1 protein-coding gene is annotated in these 1,256 nt (G+C 39.2%); it reads left to right on the forward strand.

Translation table 11 applies throughout. The annotated features are described in order from the left end of the window. Positions 1-1,256, forward strand: a 1,256-nt coding sequence (locus H344_RS0117365; protein WP_026811425.1) for a beta strand repeat-containing protein, incomplete at both ends; no start/stop codon positions are given.

A 1,256-nucleotide genomic window follows, 5' to 3' on the forward strand; every position in this document is an offset into this window, starting at 1 on the left:
GTAATCGATGTCACCAATATGGAGACGTTAACTACCCTTGCCCTGAATGCAGACAATATCAACCTAGACTATACGGATGAGGACGGAGTACTAACACAGTTAAACCTTTCTGCCTTAGTAGATAATCTAGAAACAGTAACCACTATCGTTGAAAACGCTGATGGTACTTTTACTTTTAGAGATGAGAATGGGGTAGATACGGTAATCGATGTCACCAATATGGAGACGTTAACCACCCTTGCCCTAAACGCAGACAATATCAATCTGGACTATACGGATGAGGATGGGATACTTACCCAATTGAATCTGTCTGCGCTTGTAGACAACTTGGAGACAGTGACCTCATTAATTAAAAATAATAATGGTACGTTAACCTTTAATAATGAGAGTGGGATATCCAATAATATTAATCTAATTAGTGGAAACGCCAATAATGATATTGTTGCAGGTACGGATGGGGGATTATACTTAAATGTAGCCTCGGTGACCATTTCAGAAACTATTACCAATCTTGTAGATAATAATGATGGAACAATTACTTATACAAATGAAAACGGAGTAGATCAGACAATAAGTAAAGCTAATATTATAGATCATTCTAATGGTACTTACACTTTTACTAATAATGATGGTAGTGATGTGCTTATCAATACCAACGGAGTTGCCATATCTAATGTGGTTGCAGGTAACAGAATTGCAACGATTACTAATGCCGCGGGAGCTAGTACAGACATCAATGAAACTACTACTGCCCTAACAGATAATGGAGATGGTACATTCACTTATTCCAGTGAAAACGGAACTATTACCAATTTTAATTCCAAGATAAGCAGTGTGGTGGACCATACGGACGGCACCTATACTATTACGGACGATTTTGGGAATGCTATTACGATTGTAGGAAATACCAATACAACTAATTCCACCTTCGCTGTAAACGGAGTGGATTTAGTCCTTACTGATAGTGATGGGAATCCGGTTTCTGTACCTTTAGCTGATATTGCTGCTGTAACAGATACCAATACTACAAACACCGGCTTATCAGAGGACGGTACCAACCTTATTTTGACCGATAGTGACGGTAATACAGTGAGCATTCCTTTAGCGAATATTGATAACAATACCACTAACTCCACCTTTGCTGTAGTGGGAACGGACTTGGTGATGACAGACAGTGAAGGAAATTCAGTTTCTGTTCCCTTGGCGGATGTTGCTGCCATAACAGATACCAATACTACAAACACCGGCTTATCAGA

Origin of the sequence: Arenibacter latericius DSM 15913 (assembly GCF_000424985.1) — a bacterium.
GTDB classification, from domain to species: Bacteria; Bacteroidota; Bacteroidia; order Flavobacteriales; family Flavobacteriaceae; genus Arenibacter; species Arenibacter latericius.